The sequence below is a fragment of the Lentibacillus salicampi genome, from assembly GCF_004565465.1.
Lineage (GTDB): Bacteria > Bacillota > Bacilli > Bacillales > Amphibacillaceae > Lentibacillus > Lentibacillus salicampi.
In genome coordinates, this window is sequence record NZ_SRHY01000004.1 from 149,157 (window position 1) to 163,727 (window position 14,571).

At 42.5% G+C, this 14,571-nt stretch carries 17 protein-coding genes; 16 read left to right on the forward strand and 1 reads right to left on the reverse strand.

What is annotated here, in order from left to right; all coding sequences use genetic code 11:
* Positions 1–23 precede the first annotated feature (23 nt).
* The 10 genes from aroA (at position 24) to E4U82_RS05555 (ending at position 8,317) form a co-directional block, all read left to right on the forward strand.
* The gene (gene aroA / locus E4U82_RS05510) at positions 24–1,319 is read left to right on the forward strand and encodes a 3-phosphoshikimate 1-carboxyvinyltransferase (protein ID WP_135109134.1); all 1,296 of its coding nucleotides are present in this window, start codon (positions 24–26) and stop codon (positions 1,317–1,319) included.
* 121 nt (positions 1,320–1,440) lie between these two features.
* The gene (locus E4U82_RS05515; protein WP_135109074.1) at positions 1,441–2,706 is read left to right on the forward strand and encodes a tetratricopeptide repeat protein; all 1,266 of its coding nucleotides are present in this window, start codon (positions 1,441–1,443) and stop codon (positions 2,704–2,706) included.
* A 170-nt stretch (positions 2,707–2,876) separates the two neighbouring features.
* A complete protein-coding gene (locus E4U82_RS05520; protein ID WP_135109075.1) occupies positions 2,877–3,440 on the forward strand; it encodes a ReoY family proteolytic degradation factor in 564 nt (187 codons plus the stop codon).
* A gap of 99 nt (positions 3,441–3,539) precedes the next feature.
* Complete coding sequence (locus E4U82_RS05525) at positions 3,540–4,010, forward strand: DUF2487 family protein (RefSeq protein ID WP_135109076.1); 471 nt, start codon at positions 3,540–3,542, stop codon at positions 4,008–4,010.
* A gap of 170 nt (positions 4,011–4,180) precedes the next feature.
* Positions 4,181–4,696, forward strand: coding sequence for a QcrA and Rieske domain-containing protein (locus E4U82_RS05530; RefSeq protein ID WP_135109077.1), 516 nt, complete (start codon positions 4,181–4,183; stop codon positions 4,694–4,696).
* A gap of 6 nt (positions 4,697–4,702) precedes the next feature.
* Positions 4,703–5,377 (forward strand): menaquinol-cytochrome c reductase cytochrome b subunit, encoded by a 675-nt coding sequence (qcrB, locus tag E4U82_RS05535; RefSeq protein WP_135109078.1) that lies wholly within the window; start codon positions 4,703–4,705, stop codon positions 5,375–5,377.
* Between the two features lie 21 nt (positions 5,378–5,398).
* A complete protein-coding gene (locus tag E4U82_RS05540) occupies positions 5,399–6,175 on the forward strand; it encodes a menaquinol-cytochrome c reductase cytochrome b/c subunit (protein ID WP_135109079.1) in 777 nt (258 codons plus the stop codon).
* 483 nt (positions 6,176–6,658) lie between these two features.
* Entirely contained in the window at positions 6,659–7,237 is a 579-nt protein-coding gene (gene lhaT, locus E4U82_RS05545) for a lipoprotein heptaprenylglyceryl N-acetyltransferase LhaT (RefSeq protein WP_135109135.1), read from the forward strand.
* A 65-nt stretch (positions 7,238–7,302) separates the two neighbouring features.
* Positions 7,303–7,557: a sporulation protein YpjB gene (locus E4U82_RS05550; RefSeq protein ID WP_135109080.1), complete on the forward strand. Its 255-nt coding sequence runs from the start codon at positions 7,303–7,305 to the stop codon at positions 7,555–7,557.
* Between the two features lie 76 nt (positions 7,558–7,633).
* Entirely contained in the window at positions 7,634–8,317 is a 684-nt protein-coding gene (locus tag E4U82_RS05555) for a zinc metallopeptidase (RefSeq protein ID WP_135109081.1), read from the forward strand.
* A 290-nt stretch (positions 8,318–8,607) separates the two neighbouring features.
* Here the strand turns inward: E4U82_RS05555 and E4U82_RS05560 are convergent, their stop codons facing one another.
* Positions 8,608–9,477, reverse strand: a complete 870-nt coding sequence (locus E4U82_RS05560; RefSeq protein WP_135109082.1) for a YitT family protein — start codon at positions 9,475–9,477, stop codon at positions 8,608–8,610.
* A 139-nt stretch (positions 9,478–9,616) separates the two neighbouring features.
* On the opposite strand from E4U82_RS05560, the gene E4U82_RS05565 reads away from it, so the two are divergent.
* The 6 genes from E4U82_RS05565 to E4U82_RS05590 are packed head-to-tail and all read left to right on the forward strand — an operon-like array spanning position 9,617 to position 14,525.
* Positions 9,617–9,955, forward strand: a complete 339-nt coding sequence (locus E4U82_RS05565) for a nucleotide pyrophosphohydrolase (protein WP_135109083.1) — start codon at positions 9,617–9,619, stop codon at positions 9,953–9,955.
* Between the two features lie 37 nt (positions 9,956–9,992).
* Positions 9,993–10,790, forward strand: a complete 798-nt coding sequence (dapB, locus tag E4U82_RS05570) for a 4-hydroxy-tetrahydrodipicolinate reductase (protein WP_135109084.1) — start codon at positions 9,993–9,995, stop codon at positions 10,788–10,790.
* Positions 10,791–10,801: 11 nt separating this feature from the next.
* Positions 10,802–11,224 (forward strand): methylglyoxal synthase, encoded by a 423-nt coding sequence (gene mgsA, locus E4U82_RS05575; RefSeq protein WP_135109085.1) that lies wholly within the window; start codon positions 10,802–10,804, stop codon positions 11,222–11,224.
* Complete coding sequence (gene bshA, locus E4U82_RS05580) at positions 11,221–12,342, forward strand: N-acetyl-alpha-D-glucosaminyl L-malate synthase BshA (RefSeq protein WP_135109086.1); 1,122 nt, start codon at positions 11,221–11,223, stop codon at positions 12,340–12,342. Before mgsA ends, bshA begins: the two co-directional genes overlap by 4 nt.
* Before the next feature lie 21 nt (positions 12,343–12,363).
* Positions 12,364–13,566, forward strand: coding sequence for a CCA tRNA nucleotidyltransferase (locus E4U82_RS05585; protein ID WP_135109087.1), 1,203 nt, complete (start codon positions 12,364–12,366; stop codon positions 13,564–13,566).
* A complete protein-coding gene (locus E4U82_RS05590; RefSeq protein WP_167751336.1) occupies positions 13,542–14,525 on the forward strand; it encodes a biotin--[acetyl-CoA-carboxylase] ligase in 984 nt (327 codons plus the stop codon). The genes E4U82_RS05585 and E4U82_RS05590 overlap by 25 nt, the downstream gene beginning before the upstream one ends.
* Positions 14,526–14,571 lie beyond the last annotated feature (46 nt).

Consider the following 14,571-nt stretch of genomic DNA (forward strand, 5'->3'; position numbering starts at 1 on the left):
AAACAGAGGGGAAGGGATTCCAGTTGAAAGAGGTAACATTAACACCATTATCAGTCCCACTCTCGGGGCAATTGCAAGTACCAGGGGACAAATCAATCTCTCACCGCGCCGTGATATTGGGATCTCTTGCAGAGGGGACGACAAACATCACGAACTTTTTAACTGGTGAGGATTGTATGCGAACGGTACACGCTTTTAGACAGTTCGGCGTATCAATTGAGCAGAACGGCAGTTCGCTTAAAATTAACAGCAGCGGTCCCGCGAGTTTTAAAGAACCGTTAGCGCCTCTTTATTTCGGTAATTCGGGAACCACTGCCCGACTGATGCTTGGTGTACTTGCTGGTTTGCCATTTTTCACGTCCGTATATGGTGATGTTTCTTTGGCAGCACGTCCTATGGATCGGGTGATTTCCCCGCTGAAAAAACTGGGGGCTTGGTTTGATGGACGTGCAGGTGGCTCCCGTTTGCCGATGGCGGTAAGAGGTGGAAATCTTGAGGGTATTCACTATACATTGCCGGTAAAAAGTGCACAAGTAAAATCAGCGGTGCTGCTGGCCGGGCTATTTGCCGAAGGGGTAACAGAAGTGATCGAGGAGACCCCTTCCCGAAATCATTCTGAAAACATGCTACAAGCATTTGGTGCCGATATAACTGAAAAAAATCACCACATCCGGATCACAAACCATAAATCGTTGAAGGCGACCGATGTTGACGTCCCGGGTGACATTTCCTCAGCAGCCTTTTTTATGGCAGCTGCAGCGATTGTCCCTGGCAGTAAATTGACGTTGACAAATGTTGGGCTTAATGACAGCCGTACAGGAATTATTGATGTTTTGCAGGAAATGGGAGCATCGGTAGCTATTTCAAATAAGCAAGTGACTGGCGGCGAAGCATACGGGGATGTTACGATTTCCTCTCAAAAACTTAAGGGGGTTGTCATAAAAGGTGACATCATTCCAAGGTTAATTGATGAGATTCCGGTTATCGCGTTAGTGGCTACCCAGGCAGAAGGTGAAACGGTTATCCGTGACGCAACAGAACTGCGGCTGAAGGAAACAGACCGTATCAAAGCAGTGACAGATGGCTTAACTCGCCTTGGGGCCAATGTCAAACCAACAGAAGATGGCATGATTATTAAAGGTATTACTGCACTGACTGGCGGAAGGGTAAAAGCGTATCATGATCACCGGATTGCTATGATGCATGCCGTTGCATCTTTCATTACAAAAGAGAACGTTATAATCGATGATATTTCATCCATCGCTGTATCCTACCCAGACTTTTTTGAGCATCTAAACAGGGTAACCAATAAAAACTAAAGTACGAACTTCAATCAGTGGGGGATTTCATTAGCCCCCAATTTTTTGTCCTTGAATAAACAAAGTGTTTCCGATATGATAAAAAAATCAGAAGATATGTATGAATGAAAGGATGTTCTTCATGGACAGCACGATAATGGAAGCCGTTCATCTGATGGAGGCAAAACAATCGGACAAGGCGATTTCAATGCTTGAAGATTATTTGCCGAATGCTGATGATGAAGAAAAATTTACCATTGCCGAATTATACATTCAATGGGGGTTTTTAACGGAAGCAATTGATATCCTCCAGGAATTAACGCAGCGTTTTCCAAACGAGAGTGAGATAAAAATTATGCTAGCGGACGTTTATATTGAGCAGGATAATGATGGGGAAGCGATAAACATGCTGAATGAAATCGATGAAGATGACCCCGCCTATGTACAGGCCCTGATGCAGCTGGCAGATTTATATCAGGCACAGGGATTATTTGAAGTTGCTGAGCAAAAATTATTAGCGGCCAAGCATTATGAACCTAACGAGCCAATTATTGATTTTGCACTTGGCGAATTGCTCTTTTCGAATAGTGATTACCGCGAGGCGATTACCTATTATGAAAAGATACTACCTGTTGCAAAAGAAGTAGCCAACGTATCGATTAATGACAGGCTGGCAGAGGCATACGCGGCATCCGGAGAATATGAGAAGGCACTGGAAACCTATCAGGATATCGACAGTGAGGATCCGGATACATTGTTTAAATACGGCTTCACTGCGCTGCATGCAGGACGCCGGGACATTGCCATCCAAGCGTGGAAACATGTCATCGAACAGGACATGTACTATCATACAGCCTATTACCAATTGGCAAAAGCTTATGAAGATGAAGAAATGATTGACGAAGCGTATGAAACAGCCAAACAAGGCATCAAGGTAGATGAATTTAACAAAGAGCTGTACTTTTTCGCAGGTTCAATGGCACACCAGTTAAATAAAGACGATGAAAGTGAAAAATGGGTTCGGGAAGCTGTCACACTTGATCCGGACTACAAAGAAGCGATTTTGTTCTTAATTGAGTTATTTAAACAACAGGAAAAAGAGGACAGCATTGTTGACCTGGTGAATGATATTAAAAAGCTGGGTGCAAATGATCCTCTCTACGAATGGGAGCTTGCTCGTGCGTACAATGAATTAGAATCATATAACGATGCATTAAAGCGCTACCAGGAAGCATATAATAGCTTAAATCAGGATAGTGATTTCCTGAAAGAATACGGCTATTTCCTGACAGAGGAAGGGAGGATCGATAACGCCATCCAAATATTTGAGGAATATTTGCTTCAACAGCCGCTGGATCCTGAAATCGAAGAATTTGTACAACGGCTAAAGCAGACCGGGGAAAATTAGTCCACATGAATGCATATAAAAGGATGTGTTCAAAAAGAAGGATAAAGTGAAACTTCATTCAGCGGGACAATTTGCTCCGCTGAATGTCGGTGACCAGAATCGGGGGTTTAGAGGTAGTTAGTTGCCCCTGGGATTTTTGAATAGTCTATAAAAGGAGGTTCGTTACATCAATGCAAACTCCTGTTTCTATAAAAGATAAAAAAAGTTTTATTCAATGGTTCTTGAATCACTATCAGTTAAAAAAGCGGGAAAGTGTATGGATTCTCAATTACATTGTTAACCATCAAAAGCTGCTGTCAAATATCCATTTTGTACGAGAGGCTAAATTCTGCCCGCGGGGATTAGTCATGACCAGTACTTGTTCCGATGAAGTCCCGTTCCGCTTTTATAAGAAGCAATTAGTAACGACCGATGCGGAAAAGTCTTTTCATGACATACGGATGAATCAGCATGAGCCATTATACATTCAATTGAATTTTAATAAATCCTACCAGAATATCTTCTATGCAGCGGTACTTGTTGAAAATCCGTTCATTCCTGATGAATACTTCATAACAGAGAAAGATCAGAAAATGGCGAAACAGTTATTGGATAAAACCATTTATGACTCTCGACGGAAATCCCTTCAAAAAGAAATAGACAACGCTTTAGATGAACGTAATCAGCAAACTTTCATCGAGCTGTCCAAACAACTACATAAACTGGAAAACGCTAAATCAGATCAACCTTTTTGACATATGCAGAGGTTGATTTTTTTTGTGGCATTAGGATAAGATGTAATTTATATGGAGTTTTTTCTTTTGAAGTATAGACAGAAGGGCAGGTTGTATACTATGAAATGGATACAACAGGATTTACAGCAATATGTTCAAGCAAAAGCGTATGTTGATACCATAATAGTGCCGTTAATACCCTTTCATTTTTCAGATGACGCGAGTCTCGAAAAGGATGCTTTTCAGCGTGAGGTACTATCCGTATTCATGCGTGAACTGGAAAAAGAATTTAGCGGCCGGATTCTGCTCTCGCCGGATTACCATTATTTAAAGTCAGCTGATAAGGCTGAAGAAGTTAAACGGGTTCGGTCATGGGTTGAAGATTCCTGGGCACAGCCCTTTCATCACATATTTTTCATGACAGTCGATTCCAGCTGGAAGAAGTTTGAACAGGATATGAATGGAACATTAATCTGGCTTCCGCAAATCGTGACAGAATCCATGCAATTCAGTGAAAGGCAGTCGGTTGTCCACAGTCAGGTACAACAAGTCGGTGAGTTTATACGTTCCTATTGGGAGGATGACAAATAGCGTTCTTGCTTATCAATTTCAGACAAAGTTTCTGAATAGCTTGATGAGATTCTGGTAAACATACAAATGGATTTATATTGACCCGTTTAACGGATTGCGCTATCATGGTATTGTCCTAGTAATCTGATTAATAAACTTGTCCGTGAAAAATGTATAGAGGGGGGAAAATCATGAGCGAAGACAAACGACCAGTGTCCCGTCGACAATTTTTGAATTATACACTCACAGGTGTGGGCGGATTTATGGCAGCCGGCTTAATGGTTTCACCGTTGCGAATGGCGATTGATCCCGTATTGCAGAAAGAAGCAGCTGATGGTGATTTAACCAATGTTCAGCTTGCGGAGGGTGATATCACAAATGAACCTCAGCGTATTGACTGGGAAATTGATCAAGTGGATGGCTGGTATGAATCCAAAGTCAGCAAGACAGCATGGGTTTATAAAGATGACAATGGTGATATAGTTGCACTTTCCCCGATTTGTAAACACCTTGGCTGTGTTGTTTCATGGGAAGGCAGCGAAGATTATCCAGATCAATTTTACTGCCCATGTCATGACGGACGCTATTACAAAGACGGTATGAATGTTCCGGGCACTCCGCCGACAGCCGGACTGGATATCTATGAGCACAAAATTAAAAACGGGATGTTATTCCTTGGTAAAGCACAACCAAGAGAGGAGGCGTAAGGGGTAATGCTGCAAAAAATATATGACTGGATAGACGAGCGTGTCGATATAACGCCATTGTGGCGAGATATTGCAGACCACGAAGTACCGGAACATGTTAACCCGGCTCATCACTTCTCAGCATTTGTTTATTGCTTTGGTGGATTGACATTTTTTGTGGTTGTAATTCAAATACTGTCCGGTATGTTTTTGACCATGTATTATGTTCCGGATATTGAAAATGCATGGCGTTCTGTTTATTACTTGCAGACGGAAGTCGCACATGGTCAGATTGTACGCGGTATGCATCACTGGGGAGCCAGTGTTGTCGTCGTCATGCTGTTGTTACATACGATGCGTGTATTTTTCCAGGGAGCCTACAAAAAGCCGCGTGAACTTAACTGGATGGTTGGTGTTCTTTTATTCTTCATCATCCTTGGCTTAGGATTCACAGGTTATCTGCTACCTTGGGACAATAAAGCATATTTCGCTACAGAAGTGGGTTTGAACATCGCACAGGATGTTCCGATAATTGGGGATGAATTAAAAACATTACTGTCCGGCGATGAAGAAATTGTCGGTGCACAGACGTTGGCACGGTTCTTTGCCATCCATGTTTTCTTCCTGCCTGCTGCTTTGTTCGCCTTATTAGGTGTACACTTTATATTAATCCGTAAACAAGGAATTTCCGGACCACTATAATTTAATGGAGGAGGTTAAGCTGTGCATAAGGGTAAAGGAATGAAGTTCGTCGGGGATTCCCGAATCTCCGCAGAACGCAAACCGAACATACCAAAAGATTACTCAGAATATCCCGGCAGGACAGAAGCTTTTTGGCCCAATTTCCTATTGAAAGAGTGGCTGGCAGGATCTGTATTTTTAGTTGGATTTTTATGTCTGACGTTAGCACATCCATCTCCACTTGAAGGAATGGCCGATCCGACTGATTCAGGCTATATACCTTTGCCGGACTGGTACTTCCTGTTCTTATATGAATTGTTGAAATATGACTTTGCCTCTGGGCCATACATTTTATTTGGCATCATTATTATCCCTGGATTGGCATTCGGCGGATTGTTGCTGGCGCCTTTTCTGGATAAGGGCCCGGGCAGACGGCCGCACCGGCGTCCGGTCGCAGTTGGTATGATGCTTTTGGCACTGACCTCGGTTATTTGGCTCACTTATCAATCTGCATCACATGTTGATTGGGAATCACGTGCAGAAGCAAATAAACCGGTCCCGCCATCCGAACAAGTAAATATTGATACGGATTCCGAGGGGTATGCCGTATTTGAGAATAACTGTATGAGCTGTCACGGCGAAGATCTTCAGGGGGGAGCCGCCGGACCTTCGTTGGTTGGTATCGATCGCTCTGTTGATGAAGTCAAGGACATTGCCCAGAACGGTACCGGTTCAATGCCACCGGGGCAGTTCTCAGGTTCTGACGAAGAATTGAATAAACTCGCTGAATTTATTATTTCAGTGAATAAAGAAGAATAGCTTAATTAAAAAACACCTTTGCCAAACAGAATTGGTGAAGGTGTTTTTTAATATGCTGTTTTCTAAAAGTACGTCCACTTTTCACCCCACCGTCCGGGGTCGCTTCGGGCGGATGCTTTCCGCGGGCAACGCTTCAGCTTCCTCGGAAGCAAAAACCGCTTCCTGCGGGATCTTCAGCTGTTGCTTTTCCCGCAGGAGTCACCGTCCTCCGCTCACCCGGACTAGTGAAGTGGTGTTAAACGTATTTCTATCACGACTCCTAGACCAGTCAATAAAACCAGCGGAGGAAATACACGGAGACTCCTGTGGGAGCAGAGGCCTAGATGAGACCCCGCAGTGCGCCAGCTCGAGGAGGCTCATCAGCCGCCCACGGAAAGCGTAGTGTATTTCCGCAGCGGCAGTTTAACACTCATACAACGTTACGTCGCAGTTTATCTCAACTGCGAAGGTACAAAGCAACATTTTTTAAGAAGGGACTTTGTGATGATTAAATACTTGCTCCTTGATAAATGGTTTTTATTCCTTTTGTTTATCATTAACTTATTAGGGACTGTTTATGGTTTTTTTTGGTATCGCTATCAGTTATTCGATACGCCGGATATATTTCTGCTGTTTGTTCCTGACAGTCCGACTGCCAGTTTATTTTTTACAATCGTTTTATTGTTTTTTCTGTTTAAAAAAAATGCACCTTACATTGAGGCACTTGCCATGATTACATTATTTAAATATGGTATATGGGCTGTCGTGATGAACCTGCTCACCTTAATAGTTGAAGGATCACTGGGCGGGATCGGCTATATGCTAATGTTCTCACACGGGGCGATGGCCATCCAGGGTTTACTGTACGCTCCTTTCTATGCGATTAAACTGCGACACATTGTACTTGCTGCTATCTGGACATTGCATAACGATGTCATTGATTATGTGTTTGGCCAGATGCCGGTATATTCTTCGTTAACAGAATACATGGACGAGATTGGCTACTTTACGTTTTGGCTGAGTATGCTATCAATAGGGATCGCTTACGTATTGACCGTTAAGCCCAAAAATTCGATGACCTGACCAAGTTATATATTGAATCACCCTCACATACATTAGTGGTGAAGATGTTATGTGAGGTGATCTCCATGAAATTCATAAAGTGTTTGCTGATTGCCTTCATCGGGATATACATATACATTCAATTGTCAGCACCGATCGTCGCCTCAGCGCATCAGCCCTTAACATTAACTGCAAAAACCACTTCCAGCATAAACATGGTCCCTTTTTATTGGATGGTGGGAATAGTTGGCGGTTCGATAGCCATTACTTTATCTTATGTCAGCTGGAGAAAATACAGAGCAGAAAAAAAGAAACAAACAGACGACGATTCAAATAGTTGACTATCCATGTGTTTTTAACTAAACTTGACTTTAGGGCAGTATATGAAAAGGTATAAAAAATGATGGAGGAATAAACATGCTAGGTGGTCTCGGCGGATATCTAATTTATATCGCGCTTTTGATGATTATCCCTTTATGGGCACAATCCAAAGTAAAAAACACGTATAAGAAATATTCCAAAAAAGCAACATCGTCTGGTATGACAGGTGCCGAAGTGGCGCGGAAAATATTGAATGACAATGGTATTTATGATGTACAGGTTCTGGAAACAAAAGGGGTATTATCGGACCATTATCACCCAAAAAAGAAGACAGTTAATCTTTCAAGCGATAATTTCCATGGACAATCCATGGCATCGTCTGCTATCGCAGCACACGAGGTGGGGCACGCGATTCAGGATGCACAGGATTATGCGTTCCTGCGCTTCAGATCCTCGCTGGCTCCCTTGGCTGCAACTGGTTCGAATATGGCGATTTTCCTGATCATCGGTGGTATGATTTTTAGTCAGGGATTATTTTTACTTGGTATTATTTTCTTTTCGGCAGCTGTCTTATTCCAGTTAGTAACACTGCCGGTTGAATTTGACGCTTCCAACAGGGCAATGGCACAGCTTGTATCGACAGGTGTTATCCGCAATAATGAAGAACGGGAAACGAAAAAAGTACTAAGTGCTGCAGCCTTAACGTACGTTGCAGCTGCCTTGGTTGCTGTTGCTGAACTGGTTCGGTTTATCCTGATTTACGCTGCAAGTAATGAATAAGGAATCGAATATGGCAGGGGATGGCATTCATGTGCCATCCCTTTTTAAAAAGATAAGAAATTTTTGGCTAACCTTGACGTTTGGGCGAGGACGCCGACCCACTTGCAGTACTGAACGCAGTTTGTACGACGCTAACCGAGCACTTTAGAAGGCCGTCTTACTATTACAATCGAAAAATACAAGGAAAAGGGGGCATCTTTTTTTAAAAAAAAGATGCCCCTTTTTCCTGTTTCAATTCGATTATAGTCATGAAGATAGGTCCCGTGTAAAAACGCTGAAATATAGTCGGTTTAATCTATTGGGTTTTTATTTTCATCCAGTGTGAACCCTTCTCCAACGACGTCATGAACCGAACTCATAGCGACAAATGCATGGGGATCAATCTCATTTATAATATTTTTCAGCCGGACAATTTCATTCCTTCCGACAATGCAGTACAGCACATCCCGTTTTTCACCGGTAAAACTGCCTCGGCCGTTTAAAACCGTCACACCCCGATCCATTTTTTTAATAATGGAAGCGGCAATCTGATTACTTTGACCGGATATGATGGTTGCACCACGTGCTGCATAGGCACCTTCCTGGATAAAATCAATGACTCTTGCTCCAATATAGACAGCTAACAACGTATACATCCCCTGCACCATGTCAAGGTAGGCAGCAATGGATGTAGCAATTACAAAAAAATCAAAGAGAAACATTGTTCTGCCCATGCTCCACCCGGCATATTTGTTGACAAGCCTTGCAATGATATCGACACCGCCTGTTGTGCCACCATACCGAAAAATAATACCCAATCCGACACCAATAAACACCCCTGCAAACAGTGATGCCAAGGTCATATCCGATTCCAGGTCAATCGCAAATGGGTTGATCTGAAAAATAGCCAGAAATAATGAAACGGCCAAAGTTCCAATAACCGTATAAATAAAGGTATTGCGTCCCAGGAATTTCCATCCAATAAAAAAGACCGGAACATTAAGGACAATATTGGAGACGGCAGGATCCCAGTTCCATAAGAAATAAAATAGCAGCGTTATCCCGGTAAATCCGCCTTCACCGAGATTGTTTTGCATATTAAAATGAACAATGCCAAATGAAAAAATAGCAGACCCAATTAAAATAAATAAAATATTTTTAAGTTTTAAACCAAATATCATAAATGAACCTCCCATCTGAATCAATACTTTTTCTATTATAGACAATTTGCCTGTAAAGTCAAAAGTCCAATGATTTGTCAAAACAGCACCTTTTAGCTAACATAAAAAGAGATTCCATGTAAACAGAGAGGGGATTTAAATGACAGCAAAAGATCCATGTTTTACAACGGAAGAAATCCAAAAAAGAGTCGATGATTATATTGGACAATTTAAAGAAGGTTATTTTTCCCCGCTGAGTCTGATGGCTCGGCTGAGCGAGGAAACCGGTGAATTAGCCCGTGAAGTCAATCATTATTATGGCGAAAAACCGAAAAAGCCGACAGAAAAAGTGAAAACAGTAGAAGATGAGCTTGGTGATATCATTTTTGTTTTAACGTGTTTTGCCAACTCATTGGACATTGATTTATCAGAAGCGTTTGAGCTTTCCATCGGTAAAATAGAAACACGTGACAATAATCGCTGGACACATAAGAAATAATAACGATAGCGAGGCAATACAACAGGAGGTATGAACAATGCAAATTAACATCATTATAGCAGGGCCGCGCGGGAAAATGGGGTCTGAAGCTGTTCGGATGGTACATAATGAAGAAGCGTTCGAACTTGTAGCTTGTATTGACCGTAAAAATGGCGGGAAAACATTAAAAGATATTGAAACACTGCCCGCATTGGACGTTCCCGTATTTGAAGATCCCGAACAATGTTTTCAGGAAATAGATGCCGATGTATTTATTGATTTAACTGTTCCAGAGGTTGGCTTTGAGCATACGAAGTTGGCACTTTTATACGATATTCGACCGGTTGTGGGGACTTCAGGCTTCACAAAAGAACAAATTGATGCATTAGAAGACTTGTCCATTACCCACGGGACTGGATGCATTATAGCTCCCAATTTTGCAGTTGGGGCCGTTCTAATGATGCAGTTCGCCAAAACGGCAGCAAACTATTTACCAGATGTCGAGATCATTGAAAAGCATCATGATCAAAAACTGGACGCGCCCTCAGGTACGGCCGTCAAAACCGCAGAACTGATTCGAGAAACCCGCGAAAGCAAACAACAGGGACACCCTGATGAACAAGAAACGCTCGACGGGGCACGGGGGGCGGATAAAGATGGCATCCATATTCACAGTGTACGTCTGCCCGGGCTAATGGCACATCAGGAAGTGGTTTTTGGCGGTCCCGGCCAGACACTGACCATCAAGCACGACTCCTTTAACCGTGCATCATTTATGGAAGGGGTCAAATTGTCAGTCAATAAAGTCATGACATTAGATAAACTTGTCTACGGGTTGGAAAATATTCTTGAATAGGCGGAGATACAATGAATATTGCATTGATTGCGCATGATAAAAAGAAACAGGAGATCCTTCATTTCACAATCGCGTACAAGCACATTCTGAAAAATCACCAGCTATTTGCAACAGGGACAACCGGCGGAAAAATTACTGATGGGGCTGGACTGGCTGTACACAGGTTCCAGTCAGGACCATTGGGTGGTGATCAACAAATCGGTGCAAAGATTGCCAACAATGAGATGGATGCCATTATTTTTTTTAGGGATCCGTTGACTGCACAGCCGCATGAACCGGATGTCAGTGCGCTAATGCGATTGTGTGACGTTCATTTGATTCCGCTGGCAACCAATCCCGCAGCAGCTGAAATCATGATTCAGGCACTTGCCAGGGGTGATTTTGAATGGCGTCAGATTTTAAAACACAATAGGCAGGAAGGTAAGAACATATGATGAAAATTGGTATTACATGTTATCCGACAGTTGGCGGTTCAGGTATCATTGCCACTGAACTCGGCATGTTGATGGCGGAACAGGGACATGAAATTCATTTTGTAACCTCCAGTCTTCCGTTTCGATTAAACCGGATTCACCCAAATATTTATTATCATGAGGTAGAACTTAATCACTATCCTGTTTTTCAATACCCGCCGTTTGATCTGGCACTTGCCAATAAAATGGCAGAAGTCATTGACCAGGAAGAGCTGGATGTTCTTCATGTCCACTATGCCATGCCACATGCAATCTGTGCTATACTGGCTAAAGATATTGCCAAACATGACGTAAAAATTGTGACCACATTGCATGGCACTGATATTACAGTGCTGGGGATCGATCATTCCCTAAAGAAAATGATCCGGCACGGCATCGAACAGTCTGATGCGGTCACTGCGGTATCCGAAAGTCTGGTGGAACAAACACGAGATGTGGTTGGTGCTGATAAAGCGATTCAGGTTATATACAATTTTGTGAATGAAGCAGACTATAGAAAAAACCCTGCCGGTTCGATCCGTGAACAATATGGTATTAACCCGGACGATAAAGTGATCATTCACATTTCAAATTTCCGCAAAGTAAAACGCGTCCAGGAGGTCATTTATACCTTTCAACAAATTCAGGAAAAAATGAATGCAAAGCTTCTTCTTGTAGGGGATGGACCGGAATACTCTGAAATGCATCGGCTTGTAAACAAATTAGGGCTGGCTGACGATGTATTATTTTTGGGAAAACAAAAAAACGTCCGCGACCTGTTATCGATATCTGATTTAAAATTATTAATGTCGGAAAAGGAAAGCTTCGGCCTTGTGCTGTTAGAAGCCATGTCGTGTGAAGTTCCCTGTATCGGTACAAATACAGGGGGCATCCCTGAAGTGATTAAACATCATGAAACAGGTTTTATCGTCGACGTGGGTGATACAGATCAGGCTGCGGCGTATGCCATTGATCTGCTGCAAAATGAATCACGTTTACAGCAGTTTTCTCATAATGCTTTAATACATGCAAGAAATCGTTTCTATTCACAGGACATTGTCCAGCAATACATTGATTTATATGATCAGCTTATTAATTAACACTGGAAAATGGTGATGCTGATGGGACTGACCAAACAGTTCGGACAGGCAGTTAAGGTATTGGAACAAATTGAATCATTTGGCTATGACGCGTATTTTGTTGGTGGATGTGTCCGGGACTCATTGCTGCATCGGCAAATCGGTGATATCGATATTGCTACATCAGCAAAGCCCGGCGTCATTCAACAAATTTTCAGCAAGGTAATCCCGATAGGTCTGGAACATGGCACGGTCATTGTGCGGCACCATCATCAATCATATGAGGTGACAACATTCCGGGTGGATGATCATTATACGGATCAGCGGCATCCTGACACCGTTCAATTCGTCCAAACGATTAATCGGGACTTAGAGCGGCGTGACTTTACGATCAATGCCCTCGCGATGGACAAAAACGGATACATCATTGACTTATTTCATGGAGAAGAGGACATACGAAATGGCATAATCCGGTCAGTAGGAAACGGATATGACCGGTTCACCGAAGATCCTTTACGTATCATGCGGGCGATCCGGTTTTCCAGCCAATTAGGGTTTTCCCTTGACGATCACACGCTGAAGGCCATGCAATCTGTTAAAAACGAATTGAAATCCATAGCCGTGGAACGAATTTTACAGGAAACGTCGAAATTTTTTGCTGGGGCATACATTAAAACCGGTATGTATTACTTCAAACTGATAAACTTAGCGGCGTATTTGCCTGTTTTGCAGGATAACGGCCACATTATGAAACGTTTGCCGGAACAGATCAAACCTTTGAAGTCTTTTGGAGCGGTTATTGCAATGTTTCACGTTGTCAAACCAGATATATCCATTCATACATGGGTAAAAGAATGGAAATGTTCCAATAAAACCAAATTCGAAGCAGAATCCTTATACGAGGCATTATGGCATTATAAGCATGACGGGTTGGATCAATGGCTCGTTTACCGTTTACATTCCAATAGTTATAATGATTTTGTCAGGTTAGTTAATATGTTGTTTGGGGAGCATTTGACTAAGCAAAAGATAAATGAATTGCTACGTTCTCTCCCGATTCATTCCAAACAAGAATTGGCGGTGAATGGTGATGATTTGTGTCATTTGTTCCCGGAGAGACAGAAGGGTCCGTGGATCGGGAATACATTGAAACAAATCGAAAAACACGTCGTTACGGGAAAACTCAGTAATCATAAGAATGCACTAAAGGAATGGGTAAAATGGAATCCACACGTTACCGGTTAATTGAACTTTTGGAAGCAAGCAGGGAACAATATGTTTCAGGACAGTTTCTCTCGGAAAAATTGAATATATCCCGCAGTGCAATATGGAAGCATATGAAAGAATTGAAGAAAGATGGTTATGTCATCGAAGGCATACGCCGAAAAGGATACAGGATTGTCAAATCACCTGATAAAGTGAGTGAGAACACAGTGCAGTGGGGCTTACAAACCAATTGGCTGGGCAAACAGATCATACATAAAGCGACAACAAACTCGACACAGCAAGTTGCCCATCAGGCTGCCCGTGAAAATGCTGAACATGGTACTGTCATTATTGCCGATGAACAGACAGAAGGAAAGGGGCGGATGGAACGTCATTGGCACTCACCAAAAAACAAAGGAATTTGGATGAGTCTGATACTCCGGCCGCCTATTCCTCCTGCTGCTGCACCGCAACTAACATTATTGACAGCTACTGTGCTGGCCGATGTTATAACGGAATACACGACGGCCAGTCCAAACATTAAATGGCCAAATGACCTGTTAATTCGTGATAAAAAGACAGCCGGTATTTTAACTGAAATGCAGGCAGAACAGGATCGTATCAAATATGTCGTTGCGGGGATCGGGATAAACGTGAATCATTCATATGATAATTTTCCTTCAGAGATAAGCAATAAGGCAACCTCTCTTAAATTAGAGACTGGCCAAGACCTGCAAGTCGTACCAATCATTCAACACATATTACGGTGTTTTGAGAGGTCCTATGATGCGTTTATCCGGGATGGTTTTTCAACGATTAAAAATAAATGGGAATCCTATGGTTACAAAATTGGAGAAGCCATTAAGATCCGTACAAACCACGAAATACTGGAAGCAACCTTTACAGGCATTGCTGAAGATGGTGCATTGCTTGTACATACGGACAGCGACGGGACCCGAAAGATGTATTCGGGGGAAATTGAATGGTTTCGGAAATAACATTGGTAAATTTTTATTGTAATACGTTTAATTGAGAGTAAGGTGG